Annotated in this window: 22 protein-coding genes; 9 read left to right on the forward strand and 13 right to left on the reverse strand. The window is 33.6% G+C overall.

Annotated features, from left to right (window positions below; genetic code table 11):
* Window positions 1–1,920, forward strand: a 1,920-nt coding sequence (locus ACQ0RB_RS15020) for a GEVED domain-containing protein (RefSeq protein WP_430499459.1), incomplete at its 5' end; no start/stop codon positions are given.
* 63 nt (window positions 1,921–1,983) lie between these two features.
* Here the strand turns inward: ACQ0RB_RS15020 and ACQ0RB_RS15025 are convergent.
* The 4 genes from ACQ0RB_RS15025 to ACQ0RB_RS15040 are packed head-to-tail and all read right to left on the reverse strand — an operon-like array spanning window position 1,984 to window position 5,483.
* Window positions 1,984–2,697 (reverse strand): 3'-5' exonuclease, encoded by a 714-nt coding sequence (locus ACQ0RB_RS15025; protein WP_131506322.1) that lies wholly within the window; start codon window positions 2,695–2,697, stop codon window positions 1,984–1,986.
* Between the two features lie 3 nt (window positions 2,698–2,700).
* Window positions 2,701–3,852, reverse strand: a complete 1,152-nt coding sequence (locus ACQ0RB_RS15030; protein WP_430499461.1) for a serine hydrolase domain-containing protein — start codon at window positions 3,850–3,852, stop codon at window positions 2,701–2,703.
* Window positions 3,853–3,888: 36 nt separating this feature from the next.
* Entirely contained in the window at window positions 3,889–4,362 is a 474-nt protein-coding gene (locus tag ACQ0RB_RS15035; RefSeq protein ID WP_134198391.1) for a methylated-DNA--[protein]-cysteine S-methyltransferase, read from the reverse strand.
* Entirely contained in the window at window positions 4,362–5,483 is a 1,122-nt protein-coding gene (locus ACQ0RB_RS15040) for a CNNM domain-containing protein (protein WP_129759706.1), read from the reverse strand. The genes ACQ0RB_RS15035 and ACQ0RB_RS15040 overlap by 1 nt, the downstream gene beginning before the upstream one ends.
* Window positions 5,484–5,566: 83 nt before the next feature.
* On the opposite strand from ACQ0RB_RS15040, the gene ACQ0RB_RS15045 reads away from it, so the two are divergent.
* The gene (locus ACQ0RB_RS15045) at window positions 5,567–6,283 is read left to right on the forward strand and encodes a GLPGLI family protein (RefSeq protein WP_430499462.1); all 717 of its coding nucleotides are present in this window, start codon (window positions 5,567–5,569) and stop codon (window positions 6,281–6,283) included.
* A 2-nt stretch (window positions 6,284–6,285) separates the two neighbouring features.
* Here the strand turns inward: ACQ0RB_RS15045 and hemB are convergent, their stop codons facing one another.
* Genes hemB through hemA form a run of 7 tightly spaced genes read right to left on the reverse strand, consistent with a single transcriptional unit; the run spans window position 6,286 to window position 13,459 of the window.
* Window positions 6,286–7,278 carry a porphobilinogen synthase gene (gene hemB, locus ACQ0RB_RS15050; protein WP_430499464.1) on the reverse strand — a complete coding sequence of 331 codons (993 nt, stop codon included), beginning with the start codon at window positions 7,276–7,278 and terminating at the stop codon, window positions 6,286–6,288.
* A 12-nt stretch (window positions 7,279–7,290) separates the two neighbouring features.
* A complete protein-coding gene (gene hemF / locus ACQ0RB_RS15055; protein WP_129759703.1) occupies window positions 7,291–8,193 on the reverse strand; it encodes an oxygen-dependent coproporphyrinogen oxidase in 903 nt (300 codons plus the stop codon).
* A 10-nt stretch (window positions 8,194–8,203) separates the two neighbouring features.
* Entirely contained in the window at window positions 8,204–8,743 is a 540-nt protein-coding gene (locus tag ACQ0RB_RS15060; RefSeq protein ID WP_335973129.1) for a GNAT family N-acetyltransferase, read from the reverse strand.
* A gap of 2 nt (window positions 8,744–8,745) precedes the next feature.
* On the reverse strand, window positions 8,746–9,504 hold the full coding sequence (locus tag ACQ0RB_RS15065; protein ID WP_131506316.1) for an EI24 domain-containing protein: 759 nt from the start codon (window positions 9,502–9,504) through the stop codon (window positions 8,746–8,748).
* Complete coding sequence (gene hemE, locus ACQ0RB_RS15070; protein ID WP_129759700.1) at window positions 9,497–10,558, reverse strand: uroporphyrinogen decarboxylase; 1,062 nt, start codon at window positions 10,556–10,558, stop codon at window positions 9,497–9,499. The genes ACQ0RB_RS15065 and hemE overlap by 8 nt, the downstream gene beginning before the upstream one ends.
* A 53-nt stretch (window positions 10,559–10,611) precedes the next feature.
* Window positions 10,612–12,201, reverse strand: coding sequence for a hydroxymethylbilane synthase (hemC, locus tag ACQ0RB_RS15075; protein ID WP_430499467.1), 1,590 nt, complete (start codon window positions 12,199–12,201; stop codon window positions 10,612–10,614).
* Window positions 12,194–13,459, reverse strand: coding sequence for a glutamyl-tRNA reductase (gene hemA, locus ACQ0RB_RS15080; protein ID WP_430499469.1), 1,266 nt, complete (start codon window positions 13,457–13,459; stop codon window positions 12,194–12,196). The genes hemC and hemA overlap by 8 nt, the downstream gene beginning before the upstream one ends.
* A 193-nt stretch (window positions 13,460–13,652) precedes the next feature.
* On the opposite strand from hemA, the gene ACQ0RB_RS15085 reads away from it, so the two are divergent.
* From ACQ0RB_RS15085 to ACQ0RB_RS15115, 7 genes are all read left to right on the forward strand, one after another.
* On the forward strand, window positions 13,653–14,552 hold the full coding sequence (locus tag ACQ0RB_RS15085) for a helix-turn-helix transcriptional regulator (protein ID WP_129759697.1): 900 nt from the start codon (window positions 13,653–13,655) through the stop codon (window positions 14,550–14,552).
* A gap of 45 nt (window positions 14,553–14,597) precedes the next feature.
* The gene (locus tag ACQ0RB_RS15090) at window positions 14,598–15,194 is read left to right on the forward strand and encodes a hypothetical protein (RefSeq protein WP_430499471.1); all 597 of its coding nucleotides are present in this window, start codon (window positions 14,598–14,600) and stop codon (window positions 15,192–15,194) included.
* Between the two features lie 9 nt (window positions 15,195–15,203).
* Window positions 15,204–16,223: a ferrochelatase gene (gene hemH, locus ACQ0RB_RS15095; protein WP_430499473.1), complete on the forward strand. Its 1,020-nt coding sequence runs from the start codon at window positions 15,204–15,206 to the stop codon at window positions 16,221–16,223.
* Between the two features lie 8 nt (window positions 16,224–16,231).
* Window positions 16,232–17,590: an MATE family efflux transporter gene (locus ACQ0RB_RS15100; protein WP_430499475.1), complete on the forward strand. Its 1,359-nt coding sequence runs from the start codon at window positions 16,232–16,234 to the stop codon at window positions 17,588–17,590.
* Window positions 17,591–17,602: 12 nt separating this feature from the next.
* The gene (locus ACQ0RB_RS15105) at window positions 17,603–18,151 is read left to right on the forward strand and encodes a CopD family protein (protein ID WP_131506308.1); all 549 of its coding nucleotides are present in this window, start codon (window positions 17,603–17,605) and stop codon (window positions 18,149–18,151) included.
* Between the two features lie 77 nt (window positions 18,152–18,228).
* The gene (locus tag ACQ0RB_RS15110) at window positions 18,229–19,686 is read left to right on the forward strand and encodes an ATP-binding protein (protein ID WP_430499477.1); all 1,458 of its coding nucleotides are present in this window, start codon (window positions 18,229–18,231) and stop codon (window positions 19,684–19,686) included.
* A 2-nt stretch (window positions 19,687–19,688) separates the two neighbouring features.
* On the forward strand, window positions 19,689–20,471 hold the full coding sequence (locus ACQ0RB_RS15115; protein WP_430499478.1) for an enoyl-CoA hydratase/isomerase family protein: 783 nt from the start codon (window positions 19,689–19,691) through the stop codon (window positions 20,469–20,471).
* A gap of 41 nt (window positions 20,472–20,512) precedes the next feature.
* Here the strand turns inward: ACQ0RB_RS15115 and ACQ0RB_RS15120 are convergent, their stop codons facing one another.
* Together ACQ0RB_RS15120 and ACQ0RB_RS15125 are read right to left on the reverse strand one after the other, a co-directional pair.
* Window positions 20,513–21,097: a hypothetical protein gene (locus tag ACQ0RB_RS15120; RefSeq protein ID WP_430499480.1), complete on the reverse strand. Its 585-nt coding sequence runs from the start codon at window positions 21,095–21,097 to the stop codon at window positions 20,513–20,515.
* A 137-nt stretch (window positions 21,098–21,234) separates the two neighbouring features.
* Window positions 21,235–22,239, reverse strand: coding sequence for a hypothetical protein (locus tag ACQ0RB_RS15125; protein WP_430499482.1), 1,005 nt, complete (start codon window positions 22,237–22,239; stop codon window positions 21,235–21,237).
* Window positions 22,240–22,305: the final 66 nt, after the last annotated feature.

A 22,305-nucleotide genomic window follows, 5' to 3' on the forward strand; every position in this document is an offset into this window, starting at 1 on the left:
GCTCAGTTCTATTCAGATTTTACAAGTATTTCAACTACCTTAACTAAAGGAAGTCAATATACAATTACTGTAACACCAACTTGGACAGGAACAACCTATAACGAAGCATATTCGGTATGGATAGATTACAATAGAGATGGAGATTTTAATGATGCAGGAGAGCAAGTGTGGACACAATCACCAACACAAACAACACCAGTTTCTGGAGCATTTACTATTCCAACAAATGCAGTAGAAAACGCAACAAGAATGCGTGTGTCTATGAAATATAATGGAGTTCCAACTGCATGTGAGTCGTTTACCTATGGTGAAGTTGAAGATTATACAGTTGTGATTCAAGGTTCAGGACCAGATACAGTTGCGCCTGTTATAACACTTAATGGAGCTTCAGCAATTAATTTAGTTGAGGGTTCAACATATAGTGAGTTAGGAGCTACTGCTACTGATAATGTTGATGGCGATATTACAGCAAATATTGTTATTGGAGGAGATGTGGTAAATACAAGTTCTGTTGGTACTTATGTAGTAACGTATAATGTTAGTGATGCTGCAGGTAATGCCGCTGCAGAAGTTACTAGAACTGTTACTGTAACCGAAGCACCTGATGGCTGTTCAGGAGGAATTTCGTCTTTCCCTTATACCGAAGGGTTTGAAAATACTTTAGGTGCATGGACACAATCAACTAGCGATGATGTTGATTGGACAGTAGATGCAAATGGAACACCATCAAGCAATACAGGACCTTCAAGCGCTTTCCAAGGATCTTACTATGTGTATGTTGAGGCTTCTAGCCCTAATTATCCAAATCAACGAGCAATATTAAATTCTCCTTGTTTTGACTTAAGTAGTTTATCTGATGCTACGTTTAGTTTTAAATATCATATGTATGGAGCTGCTGATATGGGAACTCTTGATTTAGAAATTAGTACTGATAGTGGAAATTCTTGGAGTAGTATTTGGAATCAATCAGGAAACCAAGGGAATGCATGGCAAACTGCTAGTATAGACCTTTCAAGTTATGTAGGTTCAGCAGTTCAATTACGTTTTAATCGTTTTGTAGGCGGAACATGGCAAGCTGATGTTGCTGTTGATGATATTAGTTTATCTGAAAGTGGAAGCACAGGAGGTAACGGTTGTGTTAGTGGTATTAGCTCTTATCCTTATTCTGAAAGTTTTGAAAACACAATTGGAGCTTGGAGTCAATCTTCTTCTGACGATTTAGATTGGACAGTTGATGCAAATGGAACTCCATCTAGTGGTACAGGACCATCAAGTGCTGCTCAAGGGTCTTACTATATCTATGTTGAGGCTTCGGGTCAAAATACGGGTTACCCTAATAAACGAGCAATTATCACATCACCTTGTTTTGATTTAAGTGCAGTTGTATCAGCTTCGTTTAGTTTTCAATATCACATGTATGGAGCTGCTGATATGGGAACTATTGACTTAGAAGTTAGTAATGACAATGGAGCTAGTTGGACTAGTCTATGGAGTCAATCAGGTAATCAAGGTAACTCTTGGCAATCACAAACGGTAAACTTATCTGCATATATTGGTGAAAGTATTCAATTACGCTTTAACAGATTTGTAGCTAGTACTTGGCAAGCCGATTTAGCAATAGATGCTATTAATTTAACAACAGCAACAAGTGCTAAAACTGAGACTTCAAAAGGAGAAGATATAGCAGATGTTTTTGATGATATTAAATTGTATCCTAACCCAGTAAAAAGTAATGTGTTAAATATTCAAACTAGTCATAACAATATTGCATATGAAATTTACAATACTATTGGTCAAACAGTAGCTAAAGGAGAGGTGGTCAACAATAAAATTGACGTTTCAAATTTAAAAGGAGCTGTTTATCAAGTTAGGTTTACTATTGAAGATAAAATTGTTGTAAAACGATTTATTAAAGAGTAAAATAAGTGTACCAACAAAAAAGTCCGAATTTTAAATTCGGACTTTTTTGTTTTATAGAGGTATTTAAATATGAATAATCTCGTTATCATGCAGCAGTTCGTCACCACGCAATCGAAGTAATATTTGTGCTACTGCAATTGTATCTTTTTCACAATAAGTGACAATTCGGTCAATATCATTTTCTTCATAATACACTCTGTAAACTTCACTACCATCAATATCATCCTTAGGCGAAGGAATACCTAAAACATTAGTTAAAAGCTTTAAAGAAGTATAGGTTTTGTAATCACCAAATTTCCAAAGTTCAAGAGTGTCTAGGTGAGGTACTTCCCAAGGTTTTTTCCCAAAAAGGTTGAGTTTATAAGGTAATTCTATATTATGAATAATCATTCGTCTTGCTATGTAAGGAAAATCAAATTCTTTTCCGTTATGAGCACAAAGCAAATGTTTGTTTTGACTAAAATGAGTAATCAATAAGTTTTTAAAATCTTTTAAAATTTTGATCTCATCACCATGGAAAGAGGTTACTCTAAAGGTTCTAACATCTCCTTGCATTTTAAAATAGCCTACAGATATGCAAACTATTTTACCAAACTCTGCCCAAATTCCTGCGCGATCATAAAATTCTTCAGCAGTGTATTCGTCTTGTCTTTGGTACCTTGATTTTGCTTCCCAAAGAGCTTGCTTAGTATCGTCTAAATCTGAAAAACGAGGTGTCTCTGGAACAGTTTCAATATCCAAAAAGAGAATGTTTTCAAGATTTAGTTTACTAATCATAATTTATTGTTCTAACATTTTATAGGCTTCATCAATATACGCTGAAATATCAGGTGTAAAAGACGCTACAGCATCTCCAGGGCCTTTAGAGTGTCCTAAACGAACTATAATAACATTGTCATTTGGTTCAACAATAACATATTGTCCTAGATGACCACGCATCATAAAAAAGTGTTTATCGCCAACTGTTTTTAGCCACCATCCATATCCATACTCTGGGCTTTCAGTAAAACGAGGTGTAATAGATTTAGCTATAAATGCCGAATCCAATAACTGCTTCCCATTCCATTTGCCATGATCTTTATACAATTTACCCATTCTTGCAAAGTCTTTAGCATTACTTGCTATACAACAATAGGCTTTTACTAAATCATGGTCTTCACTATCTACTTGCCAAAGCGCTTGGTTTTCGCTACCTAAAGGTTTCCAAAAACTTTCGGTTAGATAGTCGTATAATTTTTTTCCAGATGCACGTTCTATTGCAATAGCTAGCATTTGAGTATCACCACTGGCATATTTATAAGATGTACCAGGTTCTCTAACTACTTTTAAGCCAGTCATAACCTTGGTTAAATCGTCATCAAAATACGCACGAGTAGTTATTGAAAAAGGGGAGTAGTAACGTTCGTCCCAGTTGGTTCCTGAAGCCATACTAGATAAGTCACCAACGGTCATTTTTGCAGCATCGCCTTCACAAAATTCAGGTATAAAATCGCAAACAGGTTGATCAAGATTTTTTATGTAACCATCCATAATCGCTTTTCCTAATAGAGCAGACACGTAACTTTTTGCCATAGAAAAAGAGTTGGATTTAGAATCTTCATCAAAACCATCATAATAGTTTTCAAACCAAATACTGTCATTTTTTATAATAACGTAAGCAATAGTACCGTTTTGAGCATTAACATTTTTAAGGGTTTCAGTTTCTTTTACTGAGTTATAGTCTTTGTGATTTGGCCAAGGCTGAGGTGTTCCAATATCTAGAGGTTTATTGTCGAAATGTTTGTAATCTTCTAGGTAAGCGGTTGTATGACCTTTCATGTAAATGGTTCTTACAGCTTTTAAAAGATAATCAGTATCAGTGACGTAAAGTGTAATTATGAGTAAGCCAAATAGAATAGCAACCAATTTAAGGAGTTTTTTGAGGAATTTCATTCAGTGATTATTTAATAATTAAATATAGCTAAAAATTTAAAATAAAGATTGTTGTTTATAAGGACTTTCGTGTTCTAAAAGCCATTGTTTTCTATGAAGTCCTCCAGCATAACCTGTTAAACTGCCATCAGTTCCTATAATTCGGTGACATGGTACAATAATCCATAACGGATTTTTACCATTAGCATTAGCCACAGCTCTAATGGCTTTAACATCTCCAAGTTGTTTTGAAAGTTCAAGGTAAGACATCGTTTTTCCGTACGGAATAGTTAAAAGAGCTTCCCAAACTGTTTTTTGAAAATCGGTACCTTGAGGATTTAAGTTTAAATCAAAAACTTGTCGTTTGCCTTCAAAATATTCGTTGAGCTGATACACGCAGTCTTCTAAAGACTCAGGAATAATATCAGAGATTTGCTCTTCAGAATTTAAAACCGTTACACTTGCAATACCATCATTATCACCAGTTATTTTGGTGTAACCCAAAGGTGTTTTGATGATACAGGCTTCCATTATTGGTTGTCGTCTTTAGTATCTTCAAAAAGTCCAAGATGCTTTGCTCTTGTTTCCCAACTTTTTCTTGCAAGTAATTGTAGGTCAGGAACATTATCGCTTTCGTCCATTATTTCTAAACCAAGTAAAGTTTCAATAACATCTTCTTGGGTTACTAAACCACTTACGCTTCCATATTCATCAACTACCAATGCCATATGGTTTTTACTTTCAATAAGCTTTTCAAAAAGATCAGGAATTGGCAGGCTGCGACCCACTATAATAATGTTTCGTTTAATGTCAGACAGCTTTTTGTCGCCATTATCAAAGGCCATTTCTTTAAAGACATCGTCCTTTAAAACTAATCCTGTAATATTATCAGGATCGTTTGTATACACTGGAATTCTTGAAAAGCGAATGTTGTGGTTTTCAGCAAAAAAAGACGAGATAGTTGTGTTTTCATTTTCTGTTTTAATCACAGTTCTAGGCGTCATTACATCTTTTGCCATTACGTTTTTAAAGGTCAAAAGATTTCTAATTACTTTACTTTCAGATTCATGAAAAACACCTTCTTCGTGCGCAATATCAGTCATTGCAAGAAACCCTTCTCTACTTAAAACACTACCATGACCTTTGCCACCAATAAGTTTTGTGGTAAGTTGTAATAACCATAAAATTCCTGTCCATTTTAATGGAAAAATTAAAACGTTTAAGGCTTTTGCGGTAAAGTTTGCAAGTTGTTTCCAGTAAGTTGCACCAATGGTTTTTGGTATAATTTCAGAAGCTACAAGAATTAAAACCGTCATTATAGAAGATACAATACCAACCATAACATCTTCGGTAATTGTTAGTCCAAAAACAGTACTAGGGTTGCTTCCGTAGAGTTCGGCATAAGCAACTTTGGCTTGTACACCAACTAAAATTGCACCTACAGTATGCGCAATAGTATTAAGTGTAAGTATAGCAATAAGTGGCTTGTCAACATCTTTTTTAAAGGTTTCTAAAGTAAGCGCGTAGGCTTTGCCTTCTTTCTTTTTAATATTAATAAATGTTGGTGTAACACTTAAAAGCACAGCTTCTAGTATTGAACATAAAAAGGAAAAGAAAATAGATACGAGAGCGTAAAGTATGAGTAAACCCATTAGTGTGTTTTAGTTTGATTAATGCGAAGTTACGAAATAGAATATTTAAATTAAGGGTTAAATTATTTTTCATAAATTGAAGTATGAAAAACCTGTTTTATATTTTATTGTTTTTGACTTCAGGAGCAATAGTATCTCAAACCAAAGGGAAGATTACCTATTTGGCTACTATGAATAAAGATAGTATTAAAAAACCTACCGAAGACATAAAAGACCAAGCTAAATATGATGCATTACAACTCATTCATGGGTCGCATCCTGTTGAAGCATATTTAGTATTTAACGATAGTATTGCGTTGTACTCTGTAGAGCCTAAAATTGAAATTCCTGGATGGAATACTACTGATGGTCAAATAACTATTTCAAAGGCTAACTTAAACTTAACTTGGATTTTTGCAGGAGGAGAATCGTTATACTATACCGATTGGAGTAGAGATTGGAATATTTCACAGAAAGATGTGTATTTTGAGCGTAAGCGTATTAAGTACGAAGAAAAGCCTTGGGAACTCACAAAAGAGACTAAGGAAATTTTAGGATATGTTTGTTATAAAGCTGTATCAGAAGTCTCTAAACTTGAAGTATGGTATGCTCCTGAACTTAATGTAAAACATGGACCACAAGGAATTAATGGTTTACCTGGATTAGTTTTGGAAGCAAAACGAAATAGGTTTTTAATTAAAGCTACAAACATCGATTTAGAAAACAATGAATATGAAATTATAGAAGAACCAGTTGAAGGCGAGCTCATGCAAGAAGCTAAATACAGAAAACTAGGTAAAGCTATATTTTCTAAAGAATAATATTACTTATTCAAAATTTTCACAACATCCTTAGCAAAATAAGAAGCAATTATATCTGCACCAGCACGTTTTATGGCAGTAATTTGCTCCATCATAACAGCATCGTGGTCTAACCAGCCTTTTTCTGCAGCTGCTTTAAGCATAGCATATTCACCAGAAACCTGATATACAGCTACAGGAACATCTACTTCATTTTTGATTTCGCGAACAATATCCAAATAACATAAACCTGGTTTTATCATAACAATATCAGCACCTTCATCAATATCCATTTCGGTTTCTCTAATGGCTTCAAAACGGTTAGCAGGATCCATTTGATAGGTTTTTTTGTCTTTTGGAATATTTTGAATATCAACAGGAGCAGAATCTAAAGCATCACGAAATGGTCCATAAAATGCCGAAGCATATTTAGCAGAATAACTCATAATTCCAGTATCTGTAAACCCATTATCTTCTAAAGCTTCGCGAATGGTTAAAATACGACCATCCATCATGTCGCTTGGTGCTACAAAATTAGCGCCTGCTTCAGCGTGAGATAAGCTCATTTCAGCTAAAACATCAGCAGTTTCATCATTAAGAATAACACCGTTTTCAATTATACCATCATGTCCATAAACAGAATAAGGGTCTAAAGCAACATCAGTCATTACCAACATGTCTGGACAAGCGTTTTTAACTGTTTTTATAGCACGTTGCATAAGTCCGTTAGGGTTTAACGCTTCCGTACCTTTGTTGTCTTTAAGGTTGTCAGGAACTTTTACAAACAATAATACTGATTTTAAGCCTAAACGCCATAGCTCTTTAACCTCGTTTTCCAAAAGGTCTAAACTATACCGAAAGTAATTTGGCATAGAAGCAATTTCTTCTTTTACACCTTTGCCTTCAACCACAAAAAGTGGTACTAAAAAATCATTTGGTGAAATTATAGTTTCTCTAATTAGGCTACGAATAGCTTCGTTGGTTCTAAGTCTTCGGTTTCTTCTTAGTGGGAACATATCCTTATAATTTTAAACCCAATTTTTAGGGCTTTGTAATACTTTAATTAGTTTTTCTTCTTCACTTCCTGTTTCAGGATGATGGTCATAAATCCATTGCACATGAGGTGGTAAGCTCATTAAGATACTTTCAATACGACCATTTGTTTTTAGTCCAAACAACGTGCCTTTATCGTGCACCAAATTAAACTCTACATAACGACCACGTCTTATTTCTTGCCAATTTCTTTGAGTTTCAGTGTATGGAAGCTGTTTGCGTTTTTCAACAATTGGAACGTAAGCTTCTAAAAAGCTATTGCCAACTTCGGTTACAAAATCATACCAATTTTCCATGCTCATTTCATCTGTTGCTTTGCAATAATCAAAAAACAAACCACCAATACCACGTGCTTCGTTACGATGTGTGTTGTAAAAATATTCATCACATCGTGCTTTGTAGTTTGGGTAAAACTCTGCATTGTGTTTGTCGCAAGCCGTTTTACAAGTTTGGTGAAAATGTTTTGCGTCTTCCTCAAAGAGATAGTATGGTGTTAAATCTTGTCCGCCACCAAACCATTGGTCAACAATGTTTCCGTTTTGGTCATACATTTCAAAGTATCGCCAATTGGCATGAACCGTTGGAACCATTGGGTTTTTTGGGTGAAGCACTAAACTCAATCCGCAAGCAAAAAAGTCGGCATCTTTTACGCCAAAATAGTTTTGCATGCTCTCTGGTAAAGCACCATGAACAGCAGAAATATTTACGCCACCTTTTTCAAAAACAGCTCCATTTTCAATAACACGAGTGCGTCCTCCACCACCTTCAGGTCGTTTCCAAAGGTCTTCTTTAAATTGAGCAACACCATCAATAGTCTCGAGTTTTGAGGTGATAGTGTTTTGTAAATCTTGTATGTATTGATAGAATTTATCTTTCATAATTATTGTTTTAAATAGCGTCTTTATGCAATTCATAAAGTTCCATATCTAGAGTAGATTTCCCAGAAACATACTCTTTTGGTAAGGTTTTAACCCAAGTAAATCCAGAACGTTCAGCTACATTTACACTTTCGGTATTGGTTTTATGTACTACTATTTGCAACGTGTTTAATTGCAATTCTGAAAAGGCAAAATTTGTTACTGCTTTAATGCTTTTGGTCATCCAGCCATTACCAGAATATTTGCTTCCTAAGCAATATGCGAATTCACCTAATTTAGATTGATAATCCAAGTGTTTTAAAATCACTAAGCCAGCAATAGCATTAGAGTCTTTATCTTTTATGGCAAAAGTGAATTCGGTTTTATTCTGTATTTCACTATTCTTTTTTTTGATATAGTCTTTTGAAGCGTCTTCAGAAATATTTTGAGATAGTGTTATTGGTAAATACTTTTGAAATCGTTTTCCGTTAGAAATCATTAATCGGCTTAAGTTTGAAGCGTCTGAGGGTTGTAACGTTTCTAATCTAAATATGTCAGTAACCAATACCATTTTTAAGCGTTTGATGAAATATGATTATTGGCTTTTAAAATAGAAACGGTTTCTTTTGAAGCTGCTGTAACCGAAAACGGTAATACCAAAATAACTCCCAAAACAGGAATTAACAAAAACAGCATAAACACAATACCATTACCTATGGCAACACCTCTATTTTTACGAACAAAACGTAAACTTTCGGCATATTTAAAATGACGTTCTAAGGTGTAGTCCATGTTTCCAAATCCAGCATAGTAGGCTTGTACTAAAAACAATATAATACTAGACAAAAATCCTATTACTGGAATAAAACTTATAAGAAGAATAGGAATGGTAAGTAAGAGTTCCATACATAGGTTTCTGAGGTTAATTCTAATACCTCTCCACAGTTGCTCCTTAAACGAAGTGTTTCTATGAGAATGCTCTTCAATATTTAGTAAGTAAGCTTCAATTTTTTCAGATACAGGACTCATAAAAGGCGCAGACAATGCCATAATAATATGCTTGTATAAAATAAGCCCTAAGACAATAATAGTAAGACCACCTATAACATTACTAATTGTAGTAAAAGTTTCTTTTCCCCAATCCCAAACCCAAATTTTTGAGATGTAAAACCCTAAATTATCAGAAAGCCCATAAGCAGAAAGTCCTATAACTATTGCTGTAAATAAGCTAATAGCCATAGGAATAGCAAAATACTTCCAGAGCTTAAGTTTTGAAATTAAACCCAAAGCTCCAAAGTATGCTTGTATGCCTTTTGCTATATTTTTAAACATGATATTCTTTTACTGCATCAACAAACGCTTTAGCATTATCTAAAGGAATGTTTGGTAGTATACCATGACCTAAATTTACGATATATTTATCCTTTCCAAACTCATTTATCATTTGATGCACCATTTTTTTAATTTCTGCAGGAGGAGACAATAATCTTGAAGGATCAAAATTTCCTTGTAGTGTAATATTTCCACCTGTTAGGTAGCGTGCATTTTTAGCAGAACATGTCCAGTCTACTCCTAAAGCCGAAGCACCAGATTTTGACATTTCATTAAGCGCAAACCAACAACCTTTTCCGAAGGCAATAACAGGAGCATCGTCTTTTAATGCATCAATAATTTGCTGAATATATTGCCAAGAAAATTCTTGATAATCTACAGGAGACAACATGCCTCCCCAAGAATCAAATACCTGAACTGCATTACAACCTGCTTTTACCTTTTCTTTTAAATAAGCAATAGTAGTGTCGGTAATTTTTTGAAGTAATTGATGCGCAGCAATAGGATTGGTAAAACAAAATTCTTTAGCCTTATCAAAGTTTTTGCTGCCTTGACCTTGTACACAATAACATAAAATGGTCCAAGGAGAACCCGCAAAACCTATTAAAGGAATCTCATTATTTAGTTTTTCTTTGGTGGCTTTTATAGCTTGGTAAACATAATCTAATGCAATGGTTACGTCAGGAACAATAACATTATCGACATCTTTTTGAGAGCGAACAGGATTAGGTAAATACGGACCAAAATTAGGTTTCATTTGTACCTCAATGTTCATAGCTTGAGGAATAACCAAAATATCTGAAAACAAAATTGCAGCGTCCATACCATATCTGCGTATAGGCTGTACGGTAATTTCACTTGCTAACTCAGGTGTTTGGCAACGTGTAAAGAAGTCGTACTTAGCTTTTATTTCCATAAATTCAGGAAGATAACGTCCTGCTTGACGCATCATCCATACAGGAGGACGGTTAACAGTTTCTCCTTTTAATGCTCTTAAGAATAAATCGTTGCGAATACCTTCGGAAGAAGGTATCTTATTAATGTTGTTTTCCATATTTATGTTATTCCTGGATTGTCAGGAATTTAGTTTAATTGTAACTTTATGTTTTAAGATTTCTGCTTTCGCAGGAAATACTCATTCACCAATTCAATAACGCTTTCAACAGTTGGTACTTTTGCAACACGAACATCTTTAAAATGCTTTTGTGCTTCTTTAGCTGTGGTTTCTCCAATGCAAAACGCAACAACTTCAGTGTTGTTTTGCTGTACGAAGCTCTCTACTGTTGAAGGACTATAAAACATGACGCTTTCAATAGCCTTATCAACTTTTAAAGCATCGTATTTTGTTTGGTAGGCTTCAACTTCGTTAAGTTTTATTTGGTGCTCGCTTAAAATATTTGGTAAATCTTCAAGTCTTATGTCACTGCAAAAGAATGTAGCTTCAGTACCATCCATAAATTCAACCATATATTCAGCTAAAGCTTTAGCATTCTTTTCAGAATGGGTAACTTTTCCTATTCTTTGTTCTATTAATCGCTTGGTACGACGACCAACACAATAAATGTTTTTAAATTTTAATTCTTCAGCTGGACAATTGGTTAAAATAGCTTCTACTGCATTTTTACTAGTGATAATCACGTTTTCTATTGGTGATTTTAAAACAGTAGGCGGAATTCTATTCAAGCTAATTTTAATAGCATCGTTGCTTTCAACCACTAAATTTTCATTAAACAGAAAACGCTGGTCTTCGGTTAAAGACTTGGTAGAATAGATGTTTGTAGGTTTGCCTGAATGTTTAATATCATCCATAAGACGTTTGCCACCACGCTCAATAATATAATCGCTTGCATATTGTGCAATGTCATGATGGTTGCCTAATTTTTCTGAACGCGAAACTTCAATTTTTTTGCTTCCGTCAGGACTTAACAATACACCTTTAAAATGAACTTCTTCGTTTTTGATAATTGCTAATGCGCCAATTGGAGCAGAGCAACCACCTTCTAGTAGTCTTAAAAACTGACGTTCAATAGTGGTGCATATTTCAGTATCTTCGTGGTTTATTTGTTGGCAAATGGTTTTAGTTTCTTCGTCATTGTCCAATGCAACTACCATTATCGCACCTTGTGCTGGAGCTGGTATCATCCAGTCTAGATTGATTGAAGTTTCAGGTCTTATCCCTAATCGTCCTAATCCTGCAGCAGCAAAAATGGCTCCATTCCAATCGTTGTTTTCAAGTTTTTGAAGTCTTAAGTTTACATTTCCTCTTAAATCTACAACGTTGTGAGTTGGATAGCGGTTAAGCCATTGCGCTCTTCTGCGTAAACTTCCTGTTGCGATAACACCTTCTCTTTGTGATAAAAACTCTTCGTTGTTTTTAAATACCAAAAGGTCTTTAGTATTACCACGTTTTAAAACAGCGGCTTGTACAATACCATTAGGTAAAATTGTTGGTACATCTTTTAAAGAATGAACAGCAATGTCAATATCTCCATTAAGCATAGCAATGTCCAATGTTTTAGTGAAAACACCAGTGATTCCTAGCTCATACAATGGTTTGTCAAGCACTAAGTCGCCAGTTGACTTTACAGGTACAAGTACAGTTTTGTGCCCTAATTGTTCTAGTTGTTGTTGTACAGTTTTGGCTTGCCACAGTGCAAGTTCACTATCGCGAGTTCCAATTCTAATGAGTTTAGACATGGTTTTTTGAAGGTTCTTCTAACTGAAATACTTTTTTAATTAATTCAAGGCTTTCAATGGTAGAAATGCCATCATCTTTTAAATGATGTGCAAAATGATTGGTTATTTTTTGAATAATATTGTTGCTGATGAGTTCAGCTTGTGCTTCATTAAAATCGACTAATTTTTTACGTTGCGAATCTAGTTCAGCAATTTTAAAGTCGTTGAGCTTGTGTTTTAATGCTTTTATGGTTGGTGCAAATTTTCTTGTTTCTAGCCAATTATTGAATTCAATTTTAATCTCTTCAATAATGGTTTCGGCATAAGGAACTTGACCTTTACGTTTTTCAAGCGTTTCGTCAGTAATTTGAGATAAATCGTCGAGGTGTATTAATGTAATATTGCTCAAGTCTTTTACATTACTGTCAACATTTTTTGGGATAGATAAATCTAAAACTAACAAAGGTTTTTTGCTTTGTATTAAGTGTTTGTCAACCGTTGGGTTTTGTGCTCCTGTTGCTACAATTAATATGTCAGATGCGTTTATTTCTTCTTGAAGATTAGCATAATCTTTAACCAACACATTAAACTTTCCAGCAACTTCTTCGGCTTTGGTTTTTGTTCGGTTAATTAATGTAATGTGCTCGTTTTTGGTATGTTTAATAAGGTTTTCGCAAGTATTTCTACCTATTTTTCCTGTTCCAAAAAGCAATATATTTTTGTTTGAAATATCACTTACATTATTCAAAATATATTGAACTGAAGCAAAAGAAACCGATGTTGCTCCTGAAGAAATATCAGTTTCGGTCTTAATGCGTTTACTGGCTTGTATTACTGCATTTACTAAACGCTCTAAATAGGCGTTAAGTAACCCTTCTTTTTTAGCAGATTTTGCGCTAACTTTTAATTGGCTTATAATTTCAAAATCACCAAGAATTTGACTATCCAGTCCACAACCTACTCTAAAAATATGAGAAATAGCTTCGGTATTTTTGTAGATATAGGCTACGTTTTGAAACTCTTCAACAGTACCTTTTGTGTTGTCGCAAAGCAATTTTATTAATTGGTATGGATGTTCAGCAAAACCGTAAATTTCGGTTCTGTTACATGTAGAAATAACTATTAAGCTTTCAACTCCATTGATTTTAGCTTGTTGATACAAGGTTTGCTTACCTTGTTCGTCTAAGCTAAAATGTCCTCTAATTTCAGCATCAGCCTTTTTGTAGCTTAAGCCAATAGCATAAAAGTAGGTCGTCTTTGATTTATTATTGTATTCCATTAAATCTATTTGGAAAAATATGAAAACAAAAATATAAGTATCATCGACAAAAAAATAACGCTCAAAGAACAATAAGTATCGCTTGTGGTTTTTTAACGTAGTTTTTTAATAAAATGTGATAATTGTCATATTTTTGTAGAATTAACAGCGCTTTTAAAGCTTTTAGTTTAGAATCAATCTAAATAATATTAAAATGAATTCAAGTTTTAATACCATAAAAAATATCGCTAAAGGGTCTTTTAACGAAGTTGAAATTGATAAAGATTTTTATGTGCTTACTTATCAAAACAATAATGATGAGGTTGAAACACTTGAGCGAGAAATAGATAGTAGTTTTATACAATTTCACTTTTGTTTAAAAGGCTCAAGTAATTTTATTTTTAACAACGGAAATTACACCTTAGAGATTAAAGATGAAAATTCGTTGTTGCTTTACAATCCACAACGCGATTTGCCTATTCACCTTAAAAGTAATCCTGATAGTTGGTTGGTTTCGGTTTTAATTTCTATTAAAAAATTCCATAGCTTGTTTTCTCAAGAAGCCGATTATATTACGTTTTTAAGTGATGATAACAAGGATAAAAAGTATTATAAAGATGGAAAAATTACACCATCAATGGCTGTTGTGTTAACTCAGCTTATTCATTACAACCTTAATAAGTCAATCAAAAATCTTTACTTTAAAGGGAAAGCTTATGAACTTTTAAGTTTGTATTTCAATAGAAGTGAAGATGCAAATATTGAACAATGTCCATTTTTGGTAGATGAAACCAATGTGATAAAAATTAGAAAAGCTAAAGATATCATTATTGCTCGTATGACAGAGCCTCCTACACTGCAAGAGTTAGCTGATGAAATTCAACTTAGCTTAAAGAAACTAAAAGAAGGTTTTAAAGAAATTTATGGCGATTCAGTTTTTAGTTTTTTGTTTGATTATAAAATGGAAGTTGCTAGAAAATTACTAGAGTCTGGAAACAATAATGTTAATGAAGTAGGACTTAAAGTTGGGTACAGTACTGCAAGCCATTTTATTTCAGCTTTCAAGAAAAAGTATGGAACAACTCCAAAAAAGTATTTAATGTCATTAACCTAAAACTTGAATAATACTGTCGTATTTTTGCTAAAAACAAATTTAATAATGAAGCACTTTTTAACGCTTGCCCTTTTTTACCTTATATCTTTTTCAACATTTTCTCAATCTCATAAAGAGGGAATCACCAAAGAAGTCAATGTGTATTTCAACAATATGACAACTCAAAATTTTGATGTTGTTTTAGACTACATGTATCCAAAAATATTTGATATGGCTCCAAGAGCTCAAATGAAATTAGGTATGGAACAAATGTTTAATGCTAAAGATATGCGTATTGAATTTTTGGCTAATGATATTACTAAAATTTCAGATAAAATGGAAGTGGATGATATTGCATACGCAGCCGTTTTTTATGATAGTAAAATGAAAATGACCTTCTTAACCGAAGACAACCAAACCCAAGAAGACAAAAAAGGATTTTTAATGTTTATGAAATCCACCATGCAAACCCAATTTGGTGAAGATAATGTTACTGATGATTTAGACACTATGTCGTTAATTATAAAAATGAGTGCAACAATGTATGCGATTAACGATCCTCAATATCAAGGATGGAAGTTTTTAGGTAATGACGATGCACTTAAAATGTTAGTGGACAAAATTGTTCCAGAAACCGTTAGAACACAATTGCTAAATAATTAAAATTGATTTATGAAAGGCGTTTTACTTGTAAATCTAGGTTCTCCTGATAGTCCAAACCCAAAAGACGTAAAAAAGTATTTGGGTGAGTTTTTAATGGACGAACGTGTTATTGATATTCCTTATCCTGCAAGAGCAGCTTTAGTAAAAGGAATTATTTTAAAAACAAGACCAAAGGCATCAGCAGCTGCTTACAAAAAGATTTGGTGGGAAGAAGGTTCTCCACTTATTGTAATTTCTGAACGTTTACAAAAAGGAATTCAACAGCATACTGATATTCCTGTTGCATTAGCAATGCGTTATGGAAGTATGACTATAAAAAAAGGATTACAAGAGTTGGTAGATAAAGGTGTTGATGAGGTGTTACTATTTCCTTTGTATCCTCAGTTTGCAATGGCAACTACCGAAACAATTACGGTTTTGGTTGATGAACTTCAAAAGGAATTTTTTCCAAATTTAAAAATTGAATCTGTTCCTGCATTTTATAATAAGCCAGATTATATTGAGGTACTTTCAAACTCTATTCAATTTCATTTAAAAGATAAAAACCCAGAACATCTATTGTTTTCTTATCATGGTGTTCCTGAACGTCATATTAGAAAAAGAGATGTTACAAAATCACATTGTAAAATTGATGGAAGCTGTTGTGTTACACCATCAAAAGCGCATGAGTTTTGTTATAGACATCAATGCTTGGAAGTTACACGATTAGTTGCTGAAAAATTACAACTTAAAGAAGGTACTTACTCTACATCGTTTCAATCGAGATTAGGATTTGACCCATGGTTGCAACCTTATACTGACCGAACTATTGAAAGAATGGGAAAACAAGGCACTAAAAATATGGCTATTGTTACACCAGCGTTTGTAAGCGATTGCTTAGAGACTCTTGAAGAAATCGCTATGGAAGGCGAAGAGATTTTTCATGAAATGGGAGGCGAAGAATTTACTACAATTCCTTGTTTAAACGATGACAAAGAGTTTGTTGAGCTATTGGCTAAATGGATTAATGCTTGGGTAAGTAAAAATTAAAGCAATGAATGGCTAAAATAAAAGCTACAGATTTAGGGACGCAACCCATAGGTAAGCTGTTGATTAGACAAGCTGTACCAGCATCAATAGGTATATTGGTAATGTCTTTAAATATTTTAGTAGATACCATATTTGTTGGAAACTGGATTGGCTCTATTGCTATTGCTGCTATTAATGTAGTATTGCCTGTATCATTTTTTATTGCAGCTCTAGGAATGAGTATTGGAGTAGGAGGTTCTTCAATAATATCAAGAGCGTTAGGAGCTGATAATAAAGAAAAAGCCTTAAAAACCTTTGGCAACCAAATAACTTTAACGCTTTTATTTACTTCAACTTTAGCAGTTTTTGGATTAGCTTATGTAGATAGTATTATTCCTGCTTTTGGAGGTAAAGGAGCTATTTTTGAACCTGCTAAAATTTACTACACAATTGTGCTATATGGAGTGCCATTTTTAGCACTGAGCATGATGGGAAACACTGTCATAAGAGCAGAAGGTAAACCTAAATTTGCCATGTATGCAATGATGATTCCTTCAGTTGGAAACCTTATTCTAGACTATGTGTTTATTAATGTTTTAGATTTTGGCATGCAAGGAGCTGCTTGGGCTACTACAGGATCTTATGTTTTATGTTTAGGGTTTATTATTTGGTTTTTCTTTTCTAAACACTCCGAATTAAAAATAAACCTATCACATTTTAGGTTGCAAAAAAGTATAATTTCAGAAATTGGTTCGCTTGGATTTGTCACTTTAGCAAGACAAGCTGTGGTAAGCATTACTTACTTGTTTATGAATAACATATTATTCAATTTAGGAGGAGAAACTTCGGTAACAGCCTATGCTATAGTTGGTAGAATGATCATGTTTGCGCTTTTTCCTGTGTATGGAATTACACAAGGATTTTTACCTATTGCAGGCTATAATTATGGTGCATTAGCTTATAGTAGAGTTAGAGAAACCATTAATACAGCTATTAAATATGCAGTAATTTTAGCAACAATGGTTTTTGTGTTGCTTATGGTATTTCCTGAGTTTATTACAAGATTATTTACGCACGATGCTGAAGTTATTAAGCAAACACCTAGTGCAATGCGTTGGGTATTTGCTGCTACACCAATAATTGCAGTACAGTTGATAGGAGCAGCGTATTTTCAAGCTATAGGAAAAGCGACTCCAGCATTATTATTAACCTTAACACGACAAGGCTTTTTCTTTATTCCTTTGATATTTATTTTACCAGAATTTTATGGAGAATTAGGTGTGTGGATGTCATTTCCAATTGCTGATGTTTTAGCTACAATAGTAACAGCTTATTTTTTAAATAAAGAGATTAAAACCCATTTGATTGAAGAATCAATCAAACATTAATTATTTTTAACTGTGGAATATTATAATTATATAAAGGCATTACACCTCATTTTTGTGGTCACTTGGTTTGCAGGTTTGTTTTACATTCCTAGGTTGTTTGTGTATCATATTGAAGCGTCTCAAAAACCATCTCCTGAAAAGGAAATTCTTTCTGAACAACTCAAGTTAATGACCAAACGATTATGGACTATCATTACATGGCCTTCAGCTATTTTAGCTACCATTTTTGCGGTTTGGTTGCTTATACTCATACCAAGTTGGTTACAACAACCTTGGATGCATGTAAAACTCACATTTGTAGTGTTGCTCTTTATCTATCATTATAAAACGCATGTGTTTTACAAACAGTTGCAGCAAGACGATATAAGGAAGACCTCAAACTTTATGCGATTATGGAATGAAGGAGCAACATTTATCCTTTTTGCTGTGGTGTTTTTAGTCATTTTAAAAAATGCTATTTCTTGGGTTTTTGGTGTTATTGGTTTGGTGGTTTTAGCAATACTTTTAATGCTAGGATTTAAAATGTACAAGCGCATTAGAGAAAAAAATAAGAGACCTTAAATGCATTTTTCTGTTTTTTAAAACACCTTAGGTGGTTTGGTGCGATTATTGTTATCTTTAGCTTCACAAGCTATTACATGAAACTAAAAAAACTCTCCTTACGATTTAGAATTTTTATAGCCATGATACTATTGGTATTATTGGCTTCTATTTTAATAGCTATTGTTACCATTTATCAGTATAATGAAGAAGCTCAAGACTATCACAAAGAACGACTAGAGCGTAAAGAAGAAAATATAAAAAGTAGTATTGACTTTACCATTAAAGAAACTACTTATCCTGTAAATACTGAGAATATTCCGTTGATATTTAAGGAGAAAATCCATGAGATTGCAACCATTCATAAATTGCAAATTAACCTTTATGATTTAGATGGAACTATACTAAAAAGTTCTAAAGAAAGCTTTTCAAAAAACGATACCATAACTAAATGCATTGATGTTGAAATACTGAATGCTATTTCTAATACTGCCGAACATAGATATGTAATTAAACGTGTTGAAAACGGGAAGAATTATCAATCGTCGTACTCGTACATTACAGATACTAAATTTAAGCCTTTAGCTATATTGAATTTACCTTATCTTGAAGACGACGATTTCTTAAACAAAGAGCTTAGAGAGTTTTTAGAGCGTTTGTCGTATGCCTATTTGGTTATGCTGCTTATTGCTATTGGGTTAGCGTATTTGCTGTCAAAATACATTACAAAATCACTTAAAACCATAAGTGATAAAATGAATGAAACACGACTGGAAAAGCGAAACAAGAAAATTGAAATAGCGTCCTCCAGCGAAGAAATTGAAACGCTTGTAAAATCGTACAATAGTATGATTGATGAACTCGAAGAAAGTGCAGTAAAATTAGCCACTAGCGAACGTGAACAAGCTTGGAGAGAAATGGCAAAACAGGTAGCTCACGAAATTAAAAACCCGTTAACTCCAATGCGACTGAGTGTGCAAAGTTTTCAGCGTAAGTTTGATGCCAACGATCCTGATATCGATAAAAAAGTGAATGAATACAGTAAAACACTTATTCAGCAAATTGATACCATGAGTTCTATAGCTTCGGCGTTTTCAAACTTTGCTAAAATGCCAGCTCAAAAAAATGAAGTACTTAATGTGGTTGAAATTACTAAGCTAGCACTGGATATTTTTAGTGAAGAGTACATTCATTTTAGTTATGATAAAGAAGTTATTAAAGCTAAATTTGATAGAACCCAACTTATAAGAGTTATTACAAACCTTGTAAAAAACGGTACACAAGCCATTCCTGAAGAGCAAGAAGATAAGAAAATTGTGGTGAATGTTTCAGAGGTTGACGACCAAGTGCTTATTACAATATCTGATAATGGTGTAGGTATTTCCGAAGAAAATAAAGAGAAAATCTTTGAACCAAAATTTACGACTAAGTCAAGCGGAATGGGTCTTGGATTAGCAATGGTAAAAAACATTGTGGAAACTTATAAAGGAAATATTACCTTTACAACACAAAAAAATAAAGGCACCACTTTTAAAGTGTCTTTTCCAAAACAATAACCATGGATTTCCAAAATATTCTTTTTCAAGTCAATAACAGTATTGCACAAATAACCATAAACAGACCTAGCAAACTCAACGCTTTAAACAAAGCAACCATACAAGAGCTTCACGAGGCTTTTGATACTGCTGATAAGGACAAAGCAGTTAAAGTTATTGTTGTTACAGGAAGTGGTGAAAAGGCATTTGTTGCAGGAGCAGATATTAGTGAGTTTGCGCATTTTGATGTTGAAAACGGAAGCAAATTGGCACAAAAAGGACAAGAATTATTGTTCGATTTTGTTGAAAACCTATCCACTCCTGTTATTGCAGCAGTTAACGGTTTTGCGCTTGGTGGCGGACTAGAGTTGGCAATGGCTTGCCATTTTAGAGTAGCGAGCGACAATGCAAAAATGGGCTTACCAGAAACCTCTCTTGGTGTTATTCCTGGTTATGGTGGTACGCAACGTTTACCGCAACTTATTGGTAAAGGTCGTGCTATGGAGTTGGTAATGACTGCTGGTATGATTGATGCGCAAACAGCCTTAAACTATGGTTTGGTAAACCATGTCACTACACAAGACGATTTATTGCCATTAGCTGAAAAAATTGCAGGTAAAATTATGCGAAACTCCTCTGTGGCAATTAGTAAAGCTATTAAAGCTGTAAATGCCAACTTTAAAGATGGTGTTGATGGTTTTGCTATTGAAATTGAAGAATTTGGTAACTGCTTTGGAACCGAAGATTTCACCGAAGGAACTACCGCATTTTTAGAAAAGCGTAAAGCTGATTTTCCTGGGAAGTAGTTTGGTTGTAATGAGCTAACATTGTGTTATACTTAGGTTTTTTATTTTTCATTTAATATGTCAAATTGAGTTCCAAACGAACCGATTCTTTTTAATCTGTCCTTTTGATTTTCATTCAGTTCGCTCGTCCCAAAGGCGATGTCTTCAATGGGTTGTCCATTTTCCTTTTTTAGAGCAAATTCAATCGATTCAATTTTTGGTTTGCAATTCATACCTAGTAAAGTTAAGTCTACAAAATTTCCGATTTCAACGTTTCCGTTTACGATTTTGCCTACTAAATAGAATTTCTTTCCGGTTAATTGAAAGGACGAGTTTAATCTAAAATCCGCAACTTTAATATTATGCCATTTGTGTCCGCAATTCCTACATTGTCTAGCTTGTGGTGTTCTTGCAAGAAAATCACATTTCGGACATTTGTTAAGAAACAGGTCATCTTTTCGTTCTTCCAAAATTCGGTTCGCAACATTTAATCTGAAATTTTCAGTTCCGTTTTTGAGCAATTCACGTCCTTTTTTGGTAATAACAAATTTTCCATTTCTTTCAAGAATATTTCTCATTTTAGGACTGTTTTCTGTTTTGAATTCCAGTTGCGAATATCTCAAAGCCGAAATTTCATCTCTCGTCATTAAGTTTGGGAAATATTCAATTATATATTTTGCATTTCTAAATTCACGATAATTTTCAGCTTATTGCCAACTATTGGTTATTGATAAATATACAATAGTTTTTGGTTAAAGGTTGAGACACATTCTAGTGCTTGTTACTAATTTAAATTTACTATGGAGGCTTTAGAGATTAACAGTCTATTACGCTTTTCAATTAGTTCTATATTGAGAATGACATTATCCCAATATGTGGTTTTTGCTCCATAAATGCTCACATATTTAACTTCTATTTTTATTGTGCCATTATCAATTTTTCCTTTGGTAATCTCATAAGATTCAGGTTCTTCTTGAGCATTAAGCCAATACATGTAATCGGCAAAACAACTTGCAGGTTCCCAAATACCATCATAGTTATCGTTCTCTTTTGTTTTCATTTTTTCAAGATCATCAATACAAGGTTTCATTCTGATAGATTCGTCTTCATAAAAGCTAGAATCAAAAATATTTAGGGAGTCTAACTTTTTAAAATAGCTTGACATATTTACTTGATAATACCCTTTGCTATTAATAGTCCATTCAGGACTAATATTTCCAAGAGCAATTTCTTTGAAAAATATCATAACAGTAGCGCCTACCTTTTCTTTAGTTTTCTCAAAATCAAGTGTAAATAACTTTTTTGTGGATACTTCGTCATTTGCGGTTGAATCAATAGATTCAGGTATTGATGTTTTAAAATTAGCTTTTGTTTCAGATTCAGTAAAGCAGTCGAATTCTATTTTTCGTTGATAAAAGCCATCCCAAAATTCCTGATAAGTGAGATTGTCGTCAATTATTAAGTTTATTTTTTTGAAAGTGTGAGTGATACTATCTTTAGGATAATAAAGTTCAAATTCATTTTTTCCTCTGTAACTAACTTTGGCTTTTGTTTTATCTGCTCTCTCACCAAAGGATAAATGATAAATAGTGTCATTCTTTATTTCAAATTTTCTCCAATTTGATAGCCAATTCATACTCGTAGCAGATTGCATAGAGTCATTTTCAATATACAGTTCAGCATAAAGTCCGTTATGGCAAGTACAGTAATTCCCATTGAGTTTTCTATCGGATTTACATCCAATAGTTGTAAAAATCAAAATCAGTAATATGGCTTTTAATGTTTTCAATATGCTTTTTCTAATGGTGTACAACTATTGGTTATTGATAAATATACAATAGTTTTTGGTTAAAGG

The organism is Gaetbulibacter sp. PBL-D1 (assembly GCF_050509525.1).
In the GTDB taxonomy this organism is placed as follows: domain Bacteria; phylum Bacteroidota; class Bacteroidia; order Flavobacteriales; family Flavobacteriaceae; genus Gaetbulibacter_B; species Gaetbulibacter_B jejuensis.